The 18,856-nt window shown below is 66.2% G+C and carries 22 protein-coding genes; 12 read left to right on the top strand and 10 right to left on the bottom strand.

What is annotated here, in order from left to right; translation table 11 throughout:
* Positions 1-5: 5 nt before the first annotated feature.
* On the bottom strand, positions 6-902 hold the full coding sequence (gene gluQRS, locus Q9235_RS23550; protein ID WP_306224231.1) for a tRNA glutamyl-Q(34) synthetase GluQRS: 897 nt from the start codon (positions 900-902) through the stop codon (positions 6-8).
* An 85-nt stretch (positions 903-987) separates the two neighbouring features.
* Between gluQRS and Q9235_RS23545 the strand changes: the two genes are divergently transcribed.
* Positions 988-1,632: a DNA-3-methyladenine glycosylase family protein gene (locus Q9235_RS23545; RefSeq protein ID WP_306224230.1), complete on the top strand. Its 645-nt coding sequence runs from the start codon at positions 988-990 to the stop codon at positions 1,630-1,632.
* Positions 1,633-1,802: 170 nt separating this feature from the next.
* Here the strand turns inward: Q9235_RS23545 and Q9235_RS23540 are convergent, their stop codons facing one another.
* Both Q9235_RS23540 and Q9235_RS23535 read right to left on the bottom strand, forming a co-directional pair.
* A complete protein-coding gene (locus Q9235_RS23540; protein WP_306224229.1) occupies positions 1,803-2,582 on the bottom strand; it encodes an HpcH/HpaI aldolase family protein in 780 nt (259 codons plus the stop codon).
* Positions 2,583-2,730: 148 nt separating this feature from the next.
* Complete coding sequence (locus Q9235_RS23535; RefSeq protein WP_306224228.1) at positions 2,731-3,054, bottom strand: DUF1476 domain-containing protein; 324 nt, start codon at positions 3,052-3,054, stop codon at positions 2,731-2,733.
* Between the two features lie 321 nt (positions 3,055-3,375).
* On the opposite strand from Q9235_RS23535, the gene purC reads away from it, so the two are divergent.
* The 4 genes from purC (at position 3,376) to purQ (ending at position 5,935) form a co-directional block, all read left to right on the top strand.
* Positions 3,376-4,170 carry a phosphoribosylaminoimidazolesuccinocarboxamide synthase gene (gene purC / locus Q9235_RS23530; protein ID WP_306224227.1) on the top strand — a complete coding sequence of 265 codons (795 nt, stop codon included), beginning with the start codon at positions 3,376-3,378 and terminating at the stop codon, positions 4,168-4,170.
* Between the two features lie 41 nt (positions 4,171-4,211).
* On the top strand, positions 4,212-4,799 hold the full coding sequence (locus Q9235_RS23525; RefSeq protein WP_306224226.1) for a hypothetical protein: 588 nt from the start codon (positions 4,212-4,214) through the stop codon (positions 4,797-4,799).
* Between the two features lie 194 nt (positions 4,800-4,993).
* Complete coding sequence (purS, locus tag Q9235_RS23520; protein ID WP_061966532.1) at positions 4,994-5,236, top strand: phosphoribosylformylglycinamidine synthase subunit PurS; 243 nt, start codon at positions 4,994-4,996, stop codon at positions 5,234-5,236.
* Positions 5,237-5,239: 3 nt separating this feature from the next.
* The gene (gene purQ, locus Q9235_RS23515) at positions 5,240-5,935 is read left to right on the top strand and encodes a phosphoribosylformylglycinamidine synthase subunit PurQ (RefSeq protein WP_306224225.1); all 696 of its coding nucleotides are present in this window, start codon (positions 5,240-5,242) and stop codon (positions 5,933-5,935) included.
* Between the two features lie 3 nt (positions 5,936-5,938).
* Here the strand turns inward: purQ and Q9235_RS23510 are convergent, their stop codons facing one another.
* From Q9235_RS23510 to Q9235_RS23495, 4 genes are all read right to left on the bottom strand, one after another.
* Positions 5,939-6,532 carry a DsbE family thiol:disulfide interchange protein gene (locus tag Q9235_RS23510; protein WP_306224224.1) on the bottom strand — a complete coding sequence of 198 codons (594 nt, stop codon included), beginning with the start codon at positions 6,530-6,532 and terminating at the stop codon, positions 5,939-5,941.
* Positions 6,529-6,714 carry a heme exporter protein CcmD gene (gene ccmD, locus Q9235_RS23505; protein WP_306224223.1) on the bottom strand — a complete coding sequence of 62 codons (186 nt, stop codon included), beginning with the start codon at positions 6,712-6,714 and terminating at the stop codon, positions 6,529-6,531. Before ccmD ends, Q9235_RS23510 begins: the two co-directional genes overlap by 4 nt.
* Positions 6,711-7,472 carry a heme ABC transporter permease gene (locus Q9235_RS23500; protein ID WP_306224221.1) on the bottom strand — a complete coding sequence of 254 codons (762 nt, stop codon included), beginning with the start codon at positions 7,470-7,472 and terminating at the stop codon, positions 6,711-6,713. Before Q9235_RS23500 ends, ccmD begins: the two co-directional genes overlap by 4 nt.
* Before the next feature lie 109 nt (positions 7,473-7,581).
* Positions 7,582-7,821 (bottom strand): hypothetical protein, encoded by a 240-nt coding sequence (locus Q9235_RS23495; protein ID WP_306224219.1) that lies wholly within the window; start codon positions 7,819-7,821, stop codon positions 7,582-7,584.
* A gap of 202 nt (positions 7,822-8,023) precedes the next feature.
* On the opposite strand from Q9235_RS23495, the gene Q9235_RS23490 reads away from it, so the two are divergent.
* Positions 8,024-8,251: a hypothetical protein gene (locus Q9235_RS23490; RefSeq protein WP_306224217.1), complete on the top strand. Its 228-nt coding sequence runs from the start codon at positions 8,024-8,026 to the stop codon at positions 8,249-8,251.
* A gap of 5 nt (positions 8,252-8,256) precedes the next feature.
* On the opposite strand, the gene ccmB is transcribed toward Q9235_RS23490, so the two are convergent.
* Entirely contained in the window at positions 8,257-8,925 is a 669-nt protein-coding gene (ccmB, locus tag Q9235_RS23485) for a heme exporter protein CcmB (RefSeq protein ID WP_306224216.1), read from the bottom strand.
* On the bottom strand, positions 8,922-9,545 hold the full coding sequence (gene ccmA / locus Q9235_RS23480; RefSeq protein WP_306224214.1) for a heme ABC exporter ATP-binding protein CcmA: 624 nt from the start codon (positions 9,543-9,545) through the stop codon (positions 8,922-8,924). Before ccmA ends, ccmB begins: the two co-directional genes overlap by 4 nt.
* A 219-nt stretch (positions 9,546-9,764) precedes the next feature.
* Here ccmA and acnA point away from each other — a divergent pair, with 219 nt between their 5' ends.
* Positions 9,765-12,464 carry an aconitate hydratase AcnA gene (gene acnA, locus Q9235_RS23475; protein WP_306224213.1) on the top strand — a complete coding sequence of 900 codons (2,700 nt, stop codon included), beginning with the start codon at positions 9,765-9,767 and terminating at the stop codon, positions 12,462-12,464.
* 98 nt (positions 12,465-12,562) lie between these two features.
* On the opposite strand, the gene Q9235_RS23470 is transcribed toward acnA, so the two are convergent.
* The gene (locus tag Q9235_RS23470) at positions 12,563-14,494 is read right to left on the bottom strand and encodes a methyl-accepting chemotaxis protein (protein ID WP_306224211.1); all 1,932 of its coding nucleotides are present in this window, start codon (positions 14,492-14,494) and stop codon (positions 12,563-12,565) included.
* Positions 14,495-14,764: 270 nt separating this feature from the next.
* Between Q9235_RS23470 and Q9235_RS23465 the strand changes: the two genes are divergently transcribed.
* The 5 genes from Q9235_RS23465 to Q9235_RS23445 all read left to right on the top strand — a co-directional run bounded on the left by Q9235_RS23465 (position 14,765) and on the right by Q9235_RS23445 (position 18,819).
* A complete protein-coding gene (locus tag Q9235_RS23465) occupies positions 14,765-15,046 on the top strand; it encodes an acyl carrier protein (RefSeq protein ID WP_047580420.1) in 282 nt (93 codons plus the stop codon).
* Between the two features lie 143 nt (positions 15,047-15,189).
* On the top strand, positions 15,190-15,654 hold the full coding sequence (locus Q9235_RS23460) for a 3-hydroxyacyl-ACP dehydratase FabZ family protein (protein WP_306224208.1): 465 nt from the start codon (positions 15,190-15,192) through the stop codon (positions 15,652-15,654).
* The gene (locus tag Q9235_RS23455; RefSeq protein ID WP_306224207.1) at positions 15,651-16,784 is read left to right on the top strand and encodes a beta-ketoacyl-ACP synthase; all 1,134 of its coding nucleotides are present in this window, start codon (positions 15,651-15,653) and stop codon (positions 16,782-16,784) included. The genes Q9235_RS23460 and Q9235_RS23455 overlap by 4 nt, the downstream gene beginning before the upstream one ends.
* Before the next feature lie 11 nt (positions 16,785-16,795).
* Positions 16,796-18,076: a beta-ketoacyl-ACP synthase gene (locus Q9235_RS23450; protein ID WP_306224206.1), complete on the top strand. Its 1,281-nt coding sequence runs from the start codon at positions 16,796-16,798 to the stop codon at positions 18,074-18,076.
* On the top strand, positions 18,073-18,819 hold the full coding sequence (locus Q9235_RS23445) for an SDR family oxidoreductase (protein WP_306224204.1): 747 nt from the start codon (positions 18,073-18,075) through the stop codon (positions 18,817-18,819). Before Q9235_RS23450 ends, Q9235_RS23445 begins: the two co-directional genes overlap by 4 nt.
* Positions 18,820-18,856: the final 37 nt, after the last annotated feature.

The raw sequence follows: 18,856 nt of genomic DNA, 5'->3' as shown, positions 1-18,856 counted from the left end.
AGGGATCAGGCGAAGCCGAGCTGCCGGCGAATCTCGGCCGCGGTAACGCTCCCGGCACGCAGAGCTGCCAAGCTTTGCGAATCGCGGCTCTTGGCGAGCTTTTGCCCGTCATTGTCGAGCAGCAACCGATGGAAATGATAGAGCGGCGTCGGCAGGCCGAGCAGGCGCTGCAGCAGCACATGGACATCCGTCGCCGCCTCCAGGTCACGGCCGCGCACGACATGGGTTACGCCCTGCAGCGCATCGTCGACCGTGACGGCGAGATGATAGCTCGTCGGCACGTCCTTGCGGGCGAGAACCACATCGCCCCAGCGTTCCGGCGCGGTCTGGACAACGTGCCGGGCATCCTCCGCATCGAAGACCGTGTAGGCCAGTGATCGTCCCGCCGCCGCGATCGCCGCGGTCATGTCGAGCCGCAGCACATGCGGCTTCCCGGTCGCGCTGCGTCGCGCCGCCTCGTCCGGATCGAGTCCCTTGCAGGAGCCGGGATAGAGCGGCGCGCCATCGGGATCGACCGGCCAGGGTTGCCCGGTCGCGGCCTGCCGCTCCGCGACCGCATTGCGGATCTCCTGTCGCGAGCAGAAGCAGGGATAGATCAGCCCATGCCGGCGCAAGCTTGCGAGCGCCGCGGCATAGTCGTCAAAATGTGCGGATTGCTTGCGGACACCAGGCTCGAACCGGATGCCGAGCCAATCCAGGTCCGTCTCGATCCCGCCGACGAATTCCGGCCGGCATCGCATCAGGTCGATATCCTCGATCCGCAGCAGCAGGCGTCCGGCGAAACGCTGCGCCAGCGCCTCGTTGGTCAGGGCCGACAGTGCATGGCCGAGATGGAGGCGCCCGTTCGGACTCGGCGCGAAGCGGAAAACCTGCTGACTGGAATCGGGTGGAGCGGGCGCCATCTCTTCTGTCTAGGGATTACGCACCCGGGCGCCAAGCCGCTCCCTGCTGACGAGAGCCGTCGCCTCTGCCAACGATAGCGGGATCATGATCGAGAGAATCACATCCAACGCCGATCTCGAGGAAGGCATGGCCGCGCTGGTCGCCCTCCATCCCGACTGGCAGCCGATCGTCGCGCGGACCGGCCTGCCGCCGCTCAGGCTGCGCGAGGGCGGCTTTCCAGGCCTCGCCGCGATCATCGTCTCCCAGCAATTGTCGGTTGCCAGCGCACGCGCGGTCTGGAACCGCTTCGCCAGCGTCTTCGTGCCGCTGACGCCTGAGCGCGTCCTGGCCGCGACAGATGACGACATGCGCCTGTCCGGCCTGTCGCGTCCGAAGCAGCGCACCCTGCTCGCGCTTGCTAGCGCATTGGTCGAGCGGCGCTTTGCCTTCGAGGCGCTCGACCATGCCTCTCCCGAGGAGGTCCACGCCCGGATGACGGCGATCTCCGGCATCGGCCCCTGGACCGCTGATGTCTATCTGCTGTTCTGCCTCGGCCATCGCGACGGCTTCGCCGCCGGCGATCTCGCCATCCAGGAGGCTGCGCGCCACGCCTTCGGCCTCACCATGCGCCCGAAGCCGGCCGAGCTGCAGGCGATGGCGGAGGCCTGGCGCCCTTGGCGCGGTGTCGCGGCGCGACTGCTCTGGGCCGATTACGCCCTGCTGAAGCGCCGCGAAGGTATCAATGCCTGAGGCGCAGCGTTTTCAATAAAGAGCACGGGTCATCCCGGACGCAGCGAAGCGAAGATCCGGGATCCATGCCAGAACCCTCACTGTAAGCGCTCCGGCATGGATCCCGGGTCAAGCCCGGGATGACGCGTGTTTCCGCGTCAGAACAAGAAACGAAGAGACATGATCCAGGATCAGCCCCGCGTGATCTTCAGTGCCGTCTGCGCCGCCGCTTTCAGCATGCCGGAATCGCTCATCACCGTGACCATGCGCGCACCCATTTCAAGGCCCTGTTTGGCGCGTTCGGCGGTCGCGCAATAGAACGCGACGGGCTTGTTCACCGCCGAAGCGCGGGCCACGACATGCTTGAGCGCTTCGTCGACCTCGCGCGCGGTGGCATCGACCTTCGCCCCGCCGGAGAGCGCGATCGACAGGTCGGACGGCCCGACGAACAGGGCGTCGATCCCGTCCAGCGCCAGGATATCGTCGACGATCGCCATCGCTTCGCGCGTCTCGATCATCGCGAAGGTCATCGAGAAGCTGTTGGCGGTCTTGAGATAGCTGTTCTGATCGAGACCAGAGGCCCCGAGTCCGCCATAGCTGCCCCAGCTCCGCTCGCCCATCGGCGGATACTTGGCATAGGCCGCGAAGCGGCGGGCATCCTCCATCGTGTTGATCATCGGCGCGATCACGCCGGAGGCACCGCTGTCGAACAGCTTCGAGACGTTCTGGAATTCGCCGACCGGAATGCGCGCGATCACCGGCTTGCCGGCGGCATTGATCAGCGGGATCGCGCGGATGACCTCGGCCAGCGTGATCGGCCCGTGCTGCATGTCGAGCGTGATCGCGTCGAAATCCTCCTGCGCCAGGAGCGCCGAGACGGACGGATCGGGCAGGCCGCACCAGGCCGAGACGACGCTGTCACCCCTGGCGAAACGATCGGCGAGGGAAGCGAGGACGGTGGGCTTGGCCATGGTCGAGTTCATCCGGTTTGGGCCGCATTCCGGGCGTTGCGGCAATCGCTGCAGGTTGACCAGTGCCGGGCCGGAAAAGCAAACGGGCGCCCATGCGCCCGTTTCAGAGACGTCCTGCGTCAGCCGGGACGCGCCCGGCGAGGTCGGCTCAGCGGCCGGCCTGGATGTCGTCGGCCGCCTTGATCAGGAGCTCGGTCATCACGGTGCGGATCTCGGCATCCGCGACAGTGACGCTGGCGAGCGCGAAGTCGTTCTTGACCTTGCGCACCACGTCCTCGTCGCCGGCCTCCTCGAAATCGGCCACGACGACCGACTTGGCATAGGCTTCCGCATCTGCGCCGCTCTTGCCGAGCTTCTCGGCAGCCCAGAGCCCGAGCAGCTTGTTGCGCCGGGCCGTCGCCTTGAAGCGCAGCTCCTCGTCATGGGCGAACTTGTTCTCGTAGGCGTCCTTGCGCTGTTCGAAGGTCGTCATGCGGCGTCCATGTCCTTGTCTGGAGCGATATATGCCCAATCATATAGGCTGCCGGCAGGACGAGGACCAGCCTACATCGTGCCCGCTTCAGCGCTCTTTAAGCCTGCGGAGGCCTCGAAATGCCGATTTGTTGCGTTTGCGGCCGAGACACTCCATATAGCAGGCGCGAGGGCGCCCCCTGGGCGCTCCCGTATGCAACCGGCTCCGTTGCCGCCGCTGGAATCGTCGTGGACGAGCCCGGCTGGCCGGTGGCGCCGGACAAGAACAGAACAGGGGCCAGATCCCGCCGCGACCCCATCGCGTCCAGAGAAGGGCCGACCTTTGGATTTCCTCAAGCCACGGTACATACCCATGAATCGCCGCCGTCGCATTTACGAAGGCAAGGCGAAGGTCCTCTATGAGGGACCCGAGCCCGGTACGCTGATCCAGCATTTCAAGGATGACGCCACCGCCTTCAATGCCAAGAAGCATGAAGTGATCGACGGCAAGGGCGTGCTCAACAACCGCATCTCCGAGCACATCTTCTCGAATCTCAACGATATCGGCGTGCCCACGCATTTCATCCGCCGGCTGAACATGCGCGAGCAGCTCATCCGCGAGGTCGAGATCATCCCGCTCGAGATCGTCGTGCGCAACATCGCCGCCGGCTCGCTGGCGACGCGGCTGGGCCTCGAGGAAGGCACGCAGCTTCCGCGCTCGATCATCGAGTTCTACTACAAGAACGACGCGCTCAGCGATCCGATGGTCTCGGAAGAGCACATCACCGCCTTCGGCTGGGCGACGCCGCAGGAGATCGACGACATCATGGCGCTGGCCATCCGCGTCAACGACTTCCTCTCCGGCCTCTTCCTCGGCGCCGGCATCCGCCTCGTCGACTTCAAGATGGAGACGGGCCGCCTCTGGGAAGGCGAGATGATGCGCATCGTCGTCGCCGACGAAATCAGCCCGGATTCCTGCCGGCTCTGGGACATCAAGTCCAAGGACAAGATGGACAAGGACCGCTTCCGCCGCGACATGGGCGGCCTGATCGAGGCCTATTCGGAAGTTGCCCGCCGCCTCGGCATTCTCGGCGAGAACGAGAACCCCGGCCCGACCGGCCCGCGTCTGGTGCAGTGAAGGCCATCGCGGCGCCATTTTCGCGACTGACACGGGAGCGCATGCGCTCCCGTTTTCATTTCGCGGCCCTGCTTCTTGCGAGTAGTCTCCTGCTCGGCGCCTGCTCGCATCATTTCGGGCCGGGCATTGCCGACCTGCCGGCCTCGCAGGGCTGGCAGCCCATGCCGATCGGCTCCTGGGTGCTGAATGACGGGCTCGAAGCCCGCTCCATGGTGTTCTGCCCGCGCGATACCTGCACGCGCCAGGGCTTCGCCGCGGTCATCGCCCTCGAAGGCGAGCAGGCCCGCGACATGGAAAAGGCCCTGTCGGAAAGCCCGGCGAGCCTCGGGCAGGTTTTCGCCCGCCTGGCCGCGGCGAAGGCGGCCGAGCGCCGCAAGGCACAGCGCAAACTGAAGAAGAAGCCGGACGCGAAACCGGAAGCCCGCAGCGCAACCGATGTCGTCCGCATCGATTCAAGCGAAGCCAAAGGCGTGCTCGTCACGATTCGCTCGCTCGATACCGCCGGTCGCCAGGCCGTCACCGCGATCCTCTATGGCCGCGAGACGGACCGTCTCGTCCTCGCGCTCGCCGTGAGCGAGACCGCCGAGGCCGCCCGGCGCGATGCCGAGGCAGCCTGGCGCGGCCGCTGATTCACGTGAAACGGCGGGAAACGGTTGAGCCCGCCCCGATTCACCAGCGCGCTTTCCGTTCGGCTGATATCAGCCGAACGGAGAGAATTCGCGCAAAACTGAAGGATTGAGCATGTTCTGATCGCAAAAGTGGTTTCCACTTTTGCGGAACATGCTCTAAGGCACCCCGTAACAATCCGCGTCCGGAGATCCCCATGAAAGCCCGCGTCACCGTCACCCTGAAGAACGGCGTGCTCGATCCGCAGGGCAAGGCGATCGAGGGCGCGCTGAAGTCGCTCGACATCGCCGGCGTCGAGTCGGTGCGCCAGGGCAAGGTCTTCGATATCGAGCTTTCGGGCTCGGACAAGGCCGCCGCCGAGGCCGCCCTCAAGGCCGCCTGCGAAAAGCTCCTCGCCAATACCGTGATCGAGAACTACCGCGTCGAGATCGGAGCCTGAGCGATGAAAGCCGCCGTCATCACCTTCCCCGGCTCCAATCGTGACGGCGACGTCGCCAAGGCGCTGAAGCAGGCCGGCGCCGAGGTCAATCATGTCTGGCACGGCGACACCGCATTGCCTGATGGAACCGATCTCGTCGTGCTGCCGGGCGGCTTCTCCTATGGCGACTATCTGCGCACCGGTGCCATCGCCGGCCGCGCCCATATCATGGACGCCACCCGCGCCCATGCCGCCCGCGGCGGCTATGTGCTAGGCATCTGCAACGGCTTCCAGATCGCCTGCGAGGCGGGTCTCCTGCCCGGCATCCTCGTGCGCAACGCCCATCTGAAATTCGTCTGCAAGCGCCAGCACCTCAAAGTCGAGCGCAACGACACGCCCTATACCAGCGCCTATGCCAAGGGCCAGGCGATCGATGTCTGCATCGCCCATGGCGAGGGCAACTACATCGCCGATGCCGAAACGCTCGCCCGCCTCGAAGGCGAAGGCCTCGTCGCCTTTCGCTATGCGGATGCGGAGGGCAACGTCACCCCGGCGGCGAACCCGAACGGCTCGCTCAACAACATCGCCGGCATTTACTCGCCCGGTTTCAACGTGCTCGGCCTGATGCCGCACCCGGAGAACCTGATCGATTCGCTGGTCGGCGGCACCGATGGTCGCGGCCTGTTCGACAGCCTCGTCAGCTCCAGGCGCGCAGCCTGATCCTCAGCGGGCCTTCAGCGCCCGCTGCAGCAGCTTGCTCGCCGCCGCCTGATCGAGCGGGCCGACATGCTTTTCCAGGATATGGCCGTCCGGCCCGATGACGAAGGTCTCGGGCACGCCGTAGACGCCCCATTCGATCGCACCGCGCCCAGCCCGGTCGACGCCAACAGCCGAGAACGGATTGCCGAGCGCGCCAAGGAAGCGGCGGGCATTCTCGGCCTCGTCCTTGTAGTTCATCCCGACCAGCGCGACCTTGCCCTGCTTCACGGCATCGGTCTCGGCCAGGCCCATCAGCACGGGATGCTCGACACGGCAGGGCGCGCACCAGCTCGCCCAGACATTGACCAGCGTCGCCTTCCCCCCAGCGAGATCGGCATTGCCGAAAGCCGGCACGGGCTTGCCGTCCCGCTGCAGCCCCTCCAGCGGGGCAAGAGCTATCGTGGGAGCGGCGCGCCCGATCAGGGCGGAGGGAACCTTGCTCTTGTCGCCGCTGAACAGCCCGACACCGAACACGATCGCGAGCAGGCCGAAAATGACCAATGGCGCGAGGAAGACGAGCGGCGAGCGCCGCCGCGGCACGGTTTCGACCTGGCTCATGCCGCCTCCCGGCCCGAACGACGGCCTGCACCGCGGCGCTCCAGCGCATCGAGCGCGCGCTTCTGGGCAGCGTGGTCGCGCAGGATCATGAGCGTCAGCCCGGCGAGGACGAGCGCCGCAGCACCATAGGAAGCCAGGATGAAACCGGCATGCGGCCCGATTGCGTCGAGAAGCCCGCTCATGCCGGCACGCCCTGGACGGCCAGCCGGTCGAGCCGCTCCGCTTCAAGGATGGTCAGCGTCCGCACGCGTCGGCGCATGATCTCGGCGCGCATCGCGATCATGTGCAGGGACAGCGCCATCAGCGTGAAGCCGATCGCGAGGATCAGCAGCGGCCAAAGCATCGAGGGATGGATCGTCGGTCCGCCCATGCGCAACACCGAAGCCGGCTGGTGCAGCGTGTTCCACCAGTCGACCGAGAACTTGATGATCGGCACGTTGACGAAGCCGACCAGCGTCAGGATGGCGACCGCCCGCGCCGCGCGCGAGGGGTCGTCGAGCACCCGCCAGAGCGCGATCAGGCCGAGATAGATCAGCAGCAGCACGAGCATGGAGGTCAGCCGCGCGTCCCAGACCCAATAGGTGCCCCACATCGGCTTGCCCCAGAGCGAGCCGGTGATCAGGCAGATCAGCGCGAAACAGGCCCCGATCGGCGCCGCCGCCTTCTGCGCGACATCGGCGAGGGGATGGCGCCAGACCAGAGTGCCGAGGGCGGAAAGCGCCATCATCGAATAGAACATCATGGCGAGCCAGGCGGCGGGCACATGGATGAACATGATGCGGATGGTCTCGCCCTGCTGGTAATCGGCAGGCGCCTTGAACCAGGCAAGATAGAGCCCGACGACGATCAATAGCGTCGCGATGGCGGCGAGCCACGGCAGCACCACGGCCGAAAAGCGCATGAAGCGCGTCGGATTGGCGAGGTCGATCAGGCCGGCCATGATGCGGGCGATGTCAGTTGCGGGAGCTTGAGCGCCATGACGAGAGCTTTAGCAATCTCGACCCGTTCCAAGCAATCCATGCCTGGGGGATGCGACAATCACGCTTCGGCTAGGCATCCTCGTCCGACGAGGCATCCGCACCGCCCTTGTCGACGATGCCGAACTGCTTGGAACGAATGCCCTCGCCGGCGAGGTCGAATCCTTCGGCCGCCAGCCCGCGCCGCAACAGCTCGCGCACCGCTGCCGCCCGGCTCGGCATGCGCTTGGCGAAACGCCAATCCTCCAGAGCGCGCAGCTCCTCCTGACTGAGCATGATCTGGAGGCGTTCGCCCCGTTCGTCCGCCGGCATTTTTGTGCAACCGCATCAAAATAAGTAAATGACGATAGCAGGGCTGACGGCTGCGATGCAAGCAGCGCCCCCGATGCCGCTACCAGAGTCTATGCCTCCAACTTGTTATTTTGCTAAGGCATTGAAAATATTATTCTTTTTATGGATTCAAGGTTGCATCGACAGCTCTCTTACGCTAGCTTGTCAATCAGGAGGATCGACCATGTTGATCAAGCTGTCGGAAGACATGCAACGTGCCGTCGAAATGAAGGTACGCAGCAAAATCGACGAGACACCCATCCTCGACGTCAATGCCGCGGCCGAGGAAATCCGTCTTGTTTTCGCCGAGCGGAACATCGCTCTCGAGGATATCGCAGCCAGCGTCGCCAGATTCGCGACCCAATGCGGCCACCCCGTCGAATTCGTCGCACTGGCGCCCCAGCGCGACTGAACTCCCTACTCGGCTGACCTCAGGGCTGCCGCTGCAGCCACCGTACCGACCACGATCGCGCCAAGCGAGATCGCACACAGGATCAGGAACGGCGTCAGGAAGGGCACGGTGCCGCCCACGGCCGCATTCGCGGCGGAAACACCGAAGATCAGGACCGGCACCGTGAGCGGTGCAACCAGAACCGGCACGATCAACCCACCTCGCCGCAAGCTCGCGGCCAGCGCCGCCCCGCCCGCCCCGATGAAGCTCAGCGCCGGTGTACCGACCAGAAGCGTCGCGACCAGCGGCAACACGCCCTCGCCCGGCAAGGCGACCAGCAGGCCGAGCAATGGCGAGACCAGCGCCAGCGGCAGCCCGGTCGTCAGCCAATGCGCCAGGCCCTTGGCCAGCACGGCGAGTTCCAGCGGCAGGGCCGAGGCGCGGATCAGGTCGAGCGAACCGTCTTCCTCATCGCTCTGGAACAACCGGTCGAGCCCGATCAGCACCGAAAGCAGCGCGCCGAGCCAGAGTATCGCCGGCCCGATCCGCGAGAGCAGGTTGAGATCGGGTCCCAGAGCGAAAGGCACGAGCACGACCAGCGTCAGGAAGAAGACGAGCGCGAGCTCGCCACCCCCGCCGGCCCGGCCGGCGACGGCGAGGTCGCGTTTCAGAATGGCAAGGAAGGCGCGCTTCACCGGCCGATCCTGACTTCGCGCGCGCCCTCGATCCCGAGCGGTCCATGGGTCGCGGCCAGGATCGCGCCGCCTTCGGCCAGATGATTCCGCATCAGCCCCGCGACCATCGCTTGCGAGGCCGTGTCGAGCGCCGAAAGCGGCTCGTCGAGCAGCCAGTAGGGCCGGCGCGACACTAGAAGTCGCGCCAGCGCGACGCGCCGCCGCTGCCCCGCAGACAGATAGCCCGCCGGCAGCTCCGCGGCATGGCCGAGCCCCACGACGGCCAGCGCCTCGTCCGGGGTCGCGGCGGTATCGCCCAGCACATCCTGCGCGAAGGCGAGGTTTTCGCGCGCCGTCAGCGCCGTCTTCAAACCGTCCCGATGTCCGACAAGATGCGAGATTTCGGCAAGTTCGGCCTCGTCCTCGCTTCCCTCCAGCCGAATCCGGCCGCCATCGGGCCGCAAGCGCCCGCAAAGCATGGCGATCAGGCTCGACTTGCCGGCGCCATTGCGGCCGGTGAGCGCGATCGCCTCGCCCGGTTGCAGCGTGAAGCTCAAGCCTTCGAAAATCAGCCTGCCGCCACGTCGGCAAGCGAGATTCTCGGCGAGAAGGCGCGTCGGCGGGAATGAAACTTGCTTCAAGGCAGCGCTGCCGCAGATACGTCCGAGCTCATTTCGTTCATCTAGCGCGCTTCTTGGAATTGCTCTATAGAACCCGCGGCTACGCCGCACGCCGATCCGGCGCGGGGCTCGGGCACTCCCGAGGCGGCGCGCGCGTCATGCGCATTAGGCCTTCGAACGGCGGTGTCCGCAAGGGCGCTCCGGTCGCGACCGCAACCCCTTGATCAGGATCAAGCCCGAATGGCCTCGCTCGACTCATTCAAAGCCCGCAAGACGCTCACCGCCGGCGGCAAGACCTACACCTATTATTCCCTCCCCGATGCCGAGAAGAACGGCCTGCCCGGTATCTCGAAGCTGCCCTTCTCGATGAAGGTGCTGCTCGAGAACCTCCTGCAGTTCGAGGACGGCCGCTCCGTCACCAAGACCGATATCGAGGCCTTCGTCGCCTGGCTCGACGACAAGGGCACGGCCGGCAAGGAGATCGGCTTCCGCCCGGCGCGCGTGCTGATGCAGGACTTCACCGGCGTTCCCGCCGTGGTCGACCTCGCCGCGATGCGCGACGGCGTCAAGGCGCTCGGCGGCGACCCGCAGAAGATCAACCCGCTCGTGCCGGTCGATCTCGTCATCGACCACTCGGTCATCGTCGACGAGTTCGGCACGCCCAAGGCGCTCGCCCAGAACGTCGAGCTCGAATACGAGCGCAATGCCGAGCGCTACAAGTTCCTCAAGTGGGGCCAGGGCGCCTTCGACAATTTCCGCGTCGTCCCGCCCGGCACCGGCATCTGCCACCAGGTCAACCTTGAATACCTTGCCCAGACCGTCTGGACCCGCAAGGAGACCATCGACGGCGTCGAGGTCGAGGTCGCCTATCCCGACACGGTCGTCGGCACCGACTCGCACACCACCATGGTCAACGGCCTCGCCGTTCTCGGCTGGGGCGTCGGCGGCATCGAGGCGGAAGCCGCCATGCTCGGCCAGCCGCAGTCGATGCTGCTGCCGGAAGTGATCGGCTTCAAGCTGACCGGCTCGTTGAAGGAAGGCATCACCGCGACCGACCTCGTGCTCACCGTCACCCAGATGCTGCGCAAGAAGGGTGTCGTCGGCAAGTTCGTCGAGTTCTTCGGCCCCGGCCTCTACAACCTGACGCTCGCCGATCGCGCCACCATCGCGAACATGGGTCCGGAATACGGCGCGACCTGCGGCTTCTTCCCGGTCGATGCCGAGACGCTGGACTATCTCACCACAACCGGCCGCACGGCGGACCGCATCGCGCTGGTCGAGGCCTACAGCAAGGCGCAAGGGTTGTTCGCCACCCGCGAGACGCCCGATCCGGTCTTCACCGACACGCTCGAGCTCGATCTCTCCTCGGTCCAGCCCTCGATGGCCGGCCCGAAGCGTCCGGAAGGCCGCGTCGATCTCTCCGCCGTCAAGGCCGGCTTCGCCGCCGCCATGGACACCGACTACAAGAAGGGCGCCGAGATCGCGCGCCGCGTCCAGGTCGAAGGCGAGGATTTCGATCTCGGCCATGGCGACGTCGTCATCGCCGCCATCACCTCCTGCACCAACACCTCGAACCCGTCGGTGCTGATGGCGGCGGGTCTGCTCGCCCGCAACGCGGTCGCCAAGGGCCTCAAGGTCAAGCCATGGGTGAAGACCTCGCTGGCCCCCGGCTCGCAGGTCGTCGCCGAATATCTCGCCAAGTCCGGCCTCCAGACCGATCTCGACACGCTCGGCTTCAACCTGGTCGGCTTCGGCTGCACCACCTGCATCGGCAATTCCGGCCCGCTGCCGGCGCCGATCTCGAAGGCGATCAACGAGAAGGGCCTGATCGCGGGCGCCGTCATCTCCGGCAACCGCAACTTTGAAGGCCGCGTCTCGCCCGACGTGCAGGCGAACTACCTCGCTTCGCCGCCGCTGGTCGTCGCCTATGCGCTCGCCGGCTCCATCCAGATGGACCTGACCACACAGCCGATCGGTCAGGGTTCGGACGGCAAGGACGTCTACCTGAAGGACATCTGGCCCTCCAACAAGGAGATCCAGAGCTTCATCCGTGAGAACGTCACCCGCGCCATCTTCGAGGCGAAATATGCCGACGTCTTCAAGGGCGACGCGCACTGGCAGGCGGTCAACGCTCCGACCTCGGAGACCTATGCCTGGGACGACGCATCGACCTATGTGCAGAACCCGCCCTATTTCCAGGGCATGGGCAAGAAGCCTGCCGCGATCGGCGACATCAAGGGTGCGCGCATCCTCGGCCTGTTCGGCGACAAGATCACCACCGACCACATCTCCCCGGCCGGTTCGATCAAGGCGGCCTCCCCGGCCGGCTCCTATCTCACCGAGCATGGCGTCGCGGTGGCCGACTTCAACCAGTACGGCACGCGCCGTGGCAACCATGAGGTGATGATGCGGGGCACCTTCGCCAATATCCGCATCCGCAACCACATGCTCGGCCCGAACGGCCGCGAGGGTGGCTACACCATCCACTACCCCTCGAAGGAAGAGCTGCCGATCTACGACGCGGCGATGAAGTACCAGGCGGAGAAGGTGCCGCTGGTGATCTTCGCCGGCGTCGAATACGGCAACGGCTCCTCGCGCGACTGGGCGGCCAAGGGCACCAACCTCCTCGGCGTCAAGGCGGTGATCGCCCAGAGCTTCGAGCGCATCCATCGCTCGAACCTGGTCGGCATGGGCGTCGTTCCCTTCACCCTGCAGGAAGGTACGAGCTGGGCCTCGCTCGACCTGAAGGGCGACGAGAGCGTCACCATCCATGGCCTCGCCAACGTCAAGCCGCGCCAGATGATGGAAGCCGAGATCACCTATGCCGACGGCTCTGTGAAGAAGGTGCCGATCCTCTGCCGCATCGATACGCTGGACGAGATCGACTACTTCAAGAACGCCGGCATCCTGCACTACGTGCTGCGCGGGCTGGCCGCCTGACGGCGACCTCACCGCATTCGCCCGACCAACAAGAAAGCTCCCGAGGACATCCTCGGGAGCTTTTTTAGTTCAAGCCACAGCGCGTCCGGTTCGGTCGGTCAGCCTGCTCGCAACCAGGCCGTCTTGCCCGGGGTTGCAACGCGCTCGCCATCGTTGGCCGTCCGGAATGCCGCCACCAGCGTGTCGAGCTGTTCGATCTTCTGGCTCAACAGGATCGCCGACGCCGCGCTCTGCTCGGCAAGCGCCGCGTTCTGCTGGGTCATCTCGTCCATATGGGCCACGGTCTGGCTCATCTCGTCGATGCCGTTGGCCTGCTCGCCGGACGCCGAGGAAATCTCGGCAATGGTGCTCGCGACCTTTTGCGAAGCGCCGACGATCGCGCCCAGCGCTTCGCCCGCATTGCGAACGAGTTCGACGCCGTTCGCAACCTCGTGGGTCGAATGGGCGATCAGGGACGAGATGCTCTTTGCTGCATCCGCGGTTTGCTGCGCCAGCGTCCGCACCTCGGAGGCAACCACCGCGAAGCCCTTGCCGGCTTCGCCGGCGCGCGCCGCCTCGACCGCGGCGTTGAGGGCCAACAGATTGGTCTGGAAAGCGATGTTGTCGATGACGGAGGTGATGTCGGTGATCTTCCCGCTCGCCTGCTCGATCCGGCTCATGGCGTCGATCGCATTCTTCACAATGCCTCCGCCACTCTCGGCGACCTGCGTGGCCTCCCGCGCGAGATTGAGCGCCCGATGCGATGCATGGGCCGAAGCTTTCACCGACGCGGCCAGCTCCTCAGTCGTGGCGGCGGTTTCCTCCAGCGACGAAGCCTGGCTTTCGGTCCGGTGCGACAGATTCTCGGCGCCCGTCTGGATCTCGCTCGCCGACAACCGCACATCAGTCGCCGTTTCCTTGATGACGCTCACCGTCTGCGACAGCTTGCCGACCATCTCGTTGATCGACCCACTGAGGTCGGCGAGCCGCCCGGAATAATCGTCTGCGGCAACTCGAGTGAGGTCTCCCCCGGCAATCGCGGTGAGGATTGTCGCGAATTTCGTTGTAGCGTCGTCGATCGCTTCGTTGATCCGGTTGATGCCAACGACGAGCGCTGCCATCTCGCCCTCGGCCAGCCGCGTATCGACGCGACGGCTGAAGTCACCGCGCGCGGCCGCCTCGACGACAGTCTGGATCTGCCGGGCTGTTTCCGCAGTCGACAGGCGCTGATGCTCGACGGCTGCGAGCTCGTCCTCCGCCCGGCGCCTGTCGGTAGCAGCGCGCTCGTGGAGCGAGCTCTGGAAGGAGCCGATCGCCCGCGCCATCTCGCCGATCTCGTCGCGCCGGCCGGTATGGGGGATATCCGCCGAGGCGCCGGTCGCTCCGAGGCCGCGCATTGCCTGGACGATGCCCGAAACGGGACGGACCACACTGAGGAGCACCGTCGCGAAAAGGCCGAGCGCGGTCGCGATGGCGATCACCAGGCCGCCGATGGCCGCGATATTGGCGAACTGGCGGGCCGTGCTGGCCTCCGCCTGCGCCTTCAGCGCCTCCGCCTCCAGCGCATCGCCGACCGTCTTCATCGAGACTTCGAGCGCTTTGAAGCGATCGTCGAAGCGCGGCATCGCAGCCAGCGCCGCCGCACGATCCCGGAAGGCAAGCGCCACGATGTCGAGCGCCTGGCTGATGTACTGCTCCAGGGGCTCGTCGAGCGTCCGGAGCCGATTGGCGCTGTCCTCCGATCTGACGAGGCTTTTCGTGGCGGCGATCTTCTCGCGGAACTCCTTGGCATGCTCCTGGACCTGCTCGATCGTCTCCGCCCCATCCTTGCCCGCCGCAGACCGGATCAGGGCAGCGTAGACATCGGCTCGCATGCCATCATGGAGCATGTCGCCGATCGTATGATTGCGGATCGACGTAGCGGAATTGGCGATTTCGTCGATCGTCGCGCCCATCTCGCGAGATGTGTAGATCCCGATGATGGCTGCTGCACCAGTGATCGCTGCCAGGAAGAGGCATAGAACGGCGAAGCGATGCTTGAGCGATGACATCGTTGTTATCCGGCCCTGCTGGAACGGAAGCATCGTGAAGGGCTATCGTTAACACGCCGTCAACCAACGTCGGCCCGCTAGGTTTTCATGCGCTTTTCCAACGGCGTGAGGAGTCTCCGCTCCGCATCACCGCGCAGTTGTCCTCGAGCGACTTGCAGTGTAAGGGGGCGGTTCAGTCATCCTCGGTGGCGACTTGGGGCAAGCGCAGGGCGATATCCCGCGCTCGGATGTCGTCCGCCATCACCGATACCAGACGGGAGCACCCGCAGCATGTCCGCCACGTTCGAGACGGTCGCCGGCATCATTTCCGAAACCTGCGACATTCCGCGGGAGAAGATCACGCCGCAGAGCCACGCGATCGAAGATCTCGGCATCGATTCCCTGGCCTTCCTCGACATCGCCTTCGCGATCGACAAGGCCTTCGGCATCAAGCTGCCGCTCGAGCAGTGGACGCAGGAAGTCAACGAGGGCAAGGCCCCGGCCGAGCAGTATTTCGTGCTCGAGAACCTCTGCAAGCGCATCGACGATCTCGTCGCCGCCAAGAAGGCCTGAATCGGTCAGGCGTGATCGCCTTCCGCCGCCGCCGGACTTGAGCCGGCGCGCGGCTCCCGATAGAGCATAGGGGCCGTTGCGCGGATCGCCCGATCCGTGTCGCGGCCTTGCGCCGTTCTGGCGCCGATAGAGCCAAGGATCGCATGCGCCTCGAATATTTCGACATGATCGACAGGGTCGTGACCTTCGATCCGTCGCAGAAGCGCATCGTGACGCGCTCCACCGTTCCCGCCGAGAGCCCGGTCTTCGAGGGCCATTTCCCCGGCCACCCTCTGGTGCCCGGCGTGCTCCTGACCGAGACCATGGCGCAGGCCTCGGGCTATCTCCTGCTCGGCCTCAACGGGCTCTCGCAGATGCCGTTCCTGATGACGGTCGACAAGGCGCGCTTCCGCACCTTCGTCGAGCCCCGCACGGAACTGGAAGCCAGCGCCGAACTCGTCATCGAGGGCTCCGGCTATGCCGCAACCAAGGTAAAGCTGACCAGCGAAGGCAAGCCGATCTGCGATGCCGAACTGCGCTTCCGCCTGATGCCTTTCCCCGCCGATATGCGCGCGCTGATGCTAAGCCGCATCGAGACAATCGGCCTGACGCCGGAGCCTGCCCCATGAACCGCCGCGACGTGGTCATTACCGGCATCGGCATCGCGTCGAGCCTCGGCGAGGGCGTCGAGACCCATGCCGCTGCGCTCGCCGCCGGCGGCCCGCCGGTCGTCGACACCGAGAATTTCAAGCCCTATCCGCTCCACCCGCTGGCGGCGCTGGAGCTGGACAGGCAAATCCCGAAGAAATCCGACCAGCGCCAGATGGAGCCCTGGCAGCGGCTCGGCGTTTATGCGGCCGGCCTCGCCCTCGATTCCGCGGGCTTGAAGGACGATGTCGAGGCCAAGAGCGCCCTGCAGGTCATCGTCGCGGCCGGCGGCGGCGAGCGCGACCATGCGGTCGATGCCGCCATTCTCGAAGGCCTGCGCGGCGCCAATGAGCCCGGCTCCTTCCTCAACGAGCGCCTGATGGGCGACCTCCGGCCGACGCTGTTCCTGGCGCAGCTCTCCAACCTGCTCGCCGGCAATATCGCGATCGTCCACGGCATCACCGGTCCGTCCCGCACCTTCATGGGCGAGGAGCAGGCCGGCGTCGACGCGATCCGCACCGCCCATGCCCGCATCGCATCGGGCCAATCCGACCTGATGCTGGTCGGCGGCGCCTATAACGCCGAGCGCCGCGACATGCTGCTGCTCTTCGAGCTCGGCGGCTATCTGCACCGCGACGATTTCAAGCCGGTCTTCGAGCGCGAGGACGCACCCGGCCTGATCACCGGCAGCGCCGGAGCCTTCCTCGTACTGGAATCGGCCGAGCGCGCTGCCGACCGCGGCGCCAAGGCCTATGCGAAGCTGAATCACACCGGCGCGGCGCGCAGCCGTCGCGAGGCGGGCACGGTCCAGTCCGCCTTGAACGGCTTGCTCGGCAGCTTCGGCCCGATCGCCAGCAATGCTCTTGCAATCTCCGCCGCCACTGGCTGCGCCGGCATCACCGCTGAGGAAACCGCAGCCATCGCCGCGGCGGCGCCCTCCGCCAAGCGTATCGCGAGCGGCGATCTCGTCGGCCATGGCGTCGAGGCTGCCTTCCCGGTTTCGGTGGCGCTGGCGGCAATCGCCCTGTCAGCCGGACAGGCCAGGGAAGCGATCGTTACCGGCGCCGGCCACTGGCGCGGCGAAGGCGCCGCGCATCTCGTTCAAGCGTGAGGGTTGAAGCCATGACCACGCATCGCGACGCCAAGGGCCGTCCGCTCGTCGCCGTCACCGGGCTCGGCGTCGTCACCTCGCTCGGCCAGGGCAAGGAGACCAACTGGCAAGCCCTGACATCAGGCAAGTCCGGCATCCACCGCATCGACCGCTTCCCGACCGACGGGCTGAAGACCAGCATCGGCGGCACCGTCGATTTCCTGTTCGACGGCCCGTTCACCGCCCCGCAGCTCTCCGAGAAGCTCGCGACGCTCGCGGCCGAGGAGGCTGTCGGCCAGAGCGGCATCGGCACGGCTGGCGATTTTCCGGGCGAGCTCTTCATGGCGGTGCCGCCAGTCGAAATGGAATGGCCGCAGAAGCAGGAGATGGCTCAGGCGACCGCGGGCGAAGCCGATTACGACGGTCTGCTGCGCACTGCCGCGACCGGCAAATTCCGGGCAATGCACGAGCTCTTCGTCTTCGGCGGCGTCGCCGACCATATCGCCGACCGCTTCGGCACCAAGGGCTCGCCGATCTCGCTCTCGACCGCCTGCTCCTCGGGCGCAACCGCGATCCAGATGGGCGTCGAGGCGATCCGCCGCGGCGATACCCAGGCCGCGCTCTGCATCGGCACCGACGGCTCGATCCATGCCGAGGCGCTGATCCGCTTCTCGCTGCTCTCGGCGCTCTCGACCCAGAACGACCCGCCGGAAGGCGCGGCCAAGCCGTTCTCGAAGAACCGCGACGGCTTCGTCATGGGCGAAGGCGCCGGTGCGCTGGTGCTGGAGGATTACGACCACGCGCTGGCGCGCGGCGCGACCATCCTGGGCATCGTCGCCGGCTGCGGCGAGCGCGGCGACGGCTTCCACCGCACCCGCTCCAGCCCGGACGGCAAGCCCGCCATCCTCGCCATGCAGGACGCGCTCGCCGATGCCGGCCTGACGCCTGACGATGTCGACTACATCAACGCCCACGGCACCTCGACGCCCGAGAACGACAAGATGGAGGCGATGAGCTGCGCCGCCGTCTTCGGCGAACGCATGGCGAGCCTGCCGATCTCCTCGAACAAGTCGATGATCGGCCACACCCTGACGGCGGCAGGCGCGGTCGAGGCGGTGATCTCCTTCATGACCATCGCCAACGGCACGATCCCGCCGACGATCAACTATGTGAACCCCGATCCCGCGATAGCACTCGACGTCGTGCCGAATACCGCCCGCAAGGTGAAGGTGAAGACGATTATCTCCAACTCCTTCGGCTTCGGCGGCCAGAACACCTGCCTCGTGCTGACGGCGCCTCCGGAGGCTGCATGACAAAAGTTCTCGTCACCGGCGGCGCCAAGGGTGTCGGCGCCGCGATCGTGCGCGCGCTCGCCGCGGCCGGCCATGATGTCGATTTCACCTTCCGCTCCTCCGCCGACCAGGCGAAGGCGCTGGCGCAGGAGATCGCCGCGAGCCACCCTGGCCGCGCCATCACCGCGCTGCCGCTCGACCTCTCGGACAAGGAGGCGCTCGACGCCTTCTGCGAGGCGCGCGAAAGCGAAACCTATTTCGGCCTCGTCCACAATGCCGGCCAGCCCTATGATTCGCTCGCCGCGATGATGGCGCAGGACAAGGCCGAAGCGGCGATGCAGGTCAATTTCTGGGCGTTCACCCGCCTCGCCAAGAGCCTGATGCGCGCCATGATCCGCGCCCGCGCTGGCCGCATCGTCGCGATCGGCTCCGTCGCGGCGCTGCGCGGCAATCCCGGCAATGCGGCTTACGCGGCCTCCAAGGGCGCGCTGATCTCCTATGCCAAGACGCTGGCCGTCGAGACCGGCAAGCGCGGCGTCACCGTCAACGTGATCGCACCGGGCTTCGTCGACACCGACATGATGGCGCCCTACGCCGCCTATCGCGACAAGATGCAGGGCCAGATCCCGGCCGGCCGCTTCGCGAGGCCGGAGGAGGTCGCCGGCCTCGCCGCCTTCCTGATGAGCGAGCCCGCCGCCTATATCAGCGGCACCGTGCTGCCGATCGATGGCGGCCTGACCGCCCAGCTCGGCGTCCACCGCTGAATCGACCGGGGTATCCTCTCGTGATATGGTTCGCTCC

The organism is Bosea beijingensis, assembly GCF_030758975.1.
Lineage (GTDB): Bacteria > Pseudomonadota > Alphaproteobacteria > Rhizobiales > Beijerinckiaceae > Allobosea > Allobosea beijingensis.
The sequence above is the reverse complement of the archived record's forward strand: the minus strand, read 5'-3'. Positions and strand labels throughout refer to the sequence as shown.

What these genes read in the sequence shown, in the direction of transcription:
- gluQRS (WP_306224231.1), bottom strand. Translation starts at nt 902, where the DNA reads ATGGCGCCCGCTCCACCCGATTCCAGTCAGCAGGTTTTCCGCTTCGCG.
- Q9235_RS23545 (WP_306224230.1), top strand. Translation starts at nt 988, where the DNA reads ATGATCGAGAGAATCACATCCAACGCCGATCTCGAGGAAGGCATGGCC.
- Q9235_RS23540 (WP_306224229.1), bottom strand. Translation starts at nt 2,582, where the DNA reads ATGGCCAAGCCCACCGTCCTCGCTTCCCTCGCCGATCGTTTCGCCAGG.
- Q9235_RS23535 (WP_306224228.1), bottom strand. Translation starts at nt 3,054, where the DNA reads ATGACGACCTTCGAACAGCGCAAGGACGCCTACGAGAACAAGTTCGCC.
- Q9235_RS23525 (WP_306224226.1), top strand. Translation starts at nt 4,212, where the DNA reads ATGCGCTCCCGTTTTCATTTCGCGGCCCTGCTTCTTGCGAGTAGTCTC.
- purS (WP_061966532.1), top strand. Translation starts at nt 4,994, where the DNA reads ATGAAAGCCCGCGTCACCGTCACCCTGAAGAACGGCGTGCTCGATCCG.
- purQ (WP_306224225.1), top strand. Translation starts at nt 5,240, where the DNA reads ATGAAAGCCGCCGTCATCACCTTCCCCGGCTCCAATCGTGACGGCGAC.
- Q9235_RS23510 (WP_306224224.1), bottom strand. Translation starts at nt 6,532, where the DNA reads ATGAGCCAGGTCGAAACCGTGCCGCGGCGGCGCTCGCCGCTCGTCTTC.
- ccmD (WP_306224223.1), bottom strand. Translation starts at nt 6,714, where the DNA reads ATGAGCGGGCTTCTCGACGCAATCGGGCCGCATGCCGGTTTCATCCTG.
- Q9235_RS23500 (WP_306224221.1), bottom strand. Translation starts at nt 7,472, where the DNA reads ATGGCCGGCCTGATCGACCTCGCCAATCCGACGCGCTTCATGCGCTTT.
- Q9235_RS23495 (WP_306224219.1), bottom strand. Translation starts at nt 7,821, where the DNA reads ATGCCGGCGGACGAACGGGGCGAACGCCTCCAGATCATGCTCAGTCAG.
- Q9235_RS23490 (WP_306224217.1), top strand. Translation starts at nt 8,024, where the DNA reads ATGTTGATCAAGCTGTCGGAAGACATGCAACGTGCCGTCGAAATGAAG.
- acnA (WP_306224213.1), top strand. Translation starts at nt 9,765, where the DNA reads ATGGCCTCGCTCGACTCATTCAAAGCCCGCAAGACGCTCACCGCCGGC.
- Q9235_RS23470 (WP_306224211.1), bottom strand. Translation starts at nt 14,494, where the DNA reads ATGTCATCGCTCAAGCATCGCTTCGCCGTTCTATGCCTCTTCCTGGCA.
- Q9235_RS23465 (WP_047580420.1), top strand. Translation starts at nt 14,765, where the DNA reads ATGTCCGCCACGTTCGAGACGGTCGCCGGCATCATTTCCGAAACCTGC.
- Q9235_RS23460 (WP_306224208.1), top strand. Translation starts at nt 15,190, where the DNA reads ATGCGCCTCGAATATTTCGACATGATCGACAGGGTCGTGACCTTCGAT.
- Q9235_RS23455 (WP_306224207.1), top strand. Translation starts at nt 15,651, where the DNA reads ATGAACCGCCGCGACGTGGTCATTACCGGCATCGGCATCGCGTCGAGC.
- Q9235_RS23450 (WP_306224206.1), top strand. Translation starts at nt 16,796, where the DNA reads ATGACCACGCATCGCGACGCCAAGGGCCGTCCGCTCGTCGCCGTCACC.
- Q9235_RS23445 (WP_306224204.1), top strand. Translation starts at nt 18,073, where the DNA reads ATGACAAAAGTTCTCGTCACCGGCGGCGCCAAGGGTGTCGGCGCCGCG.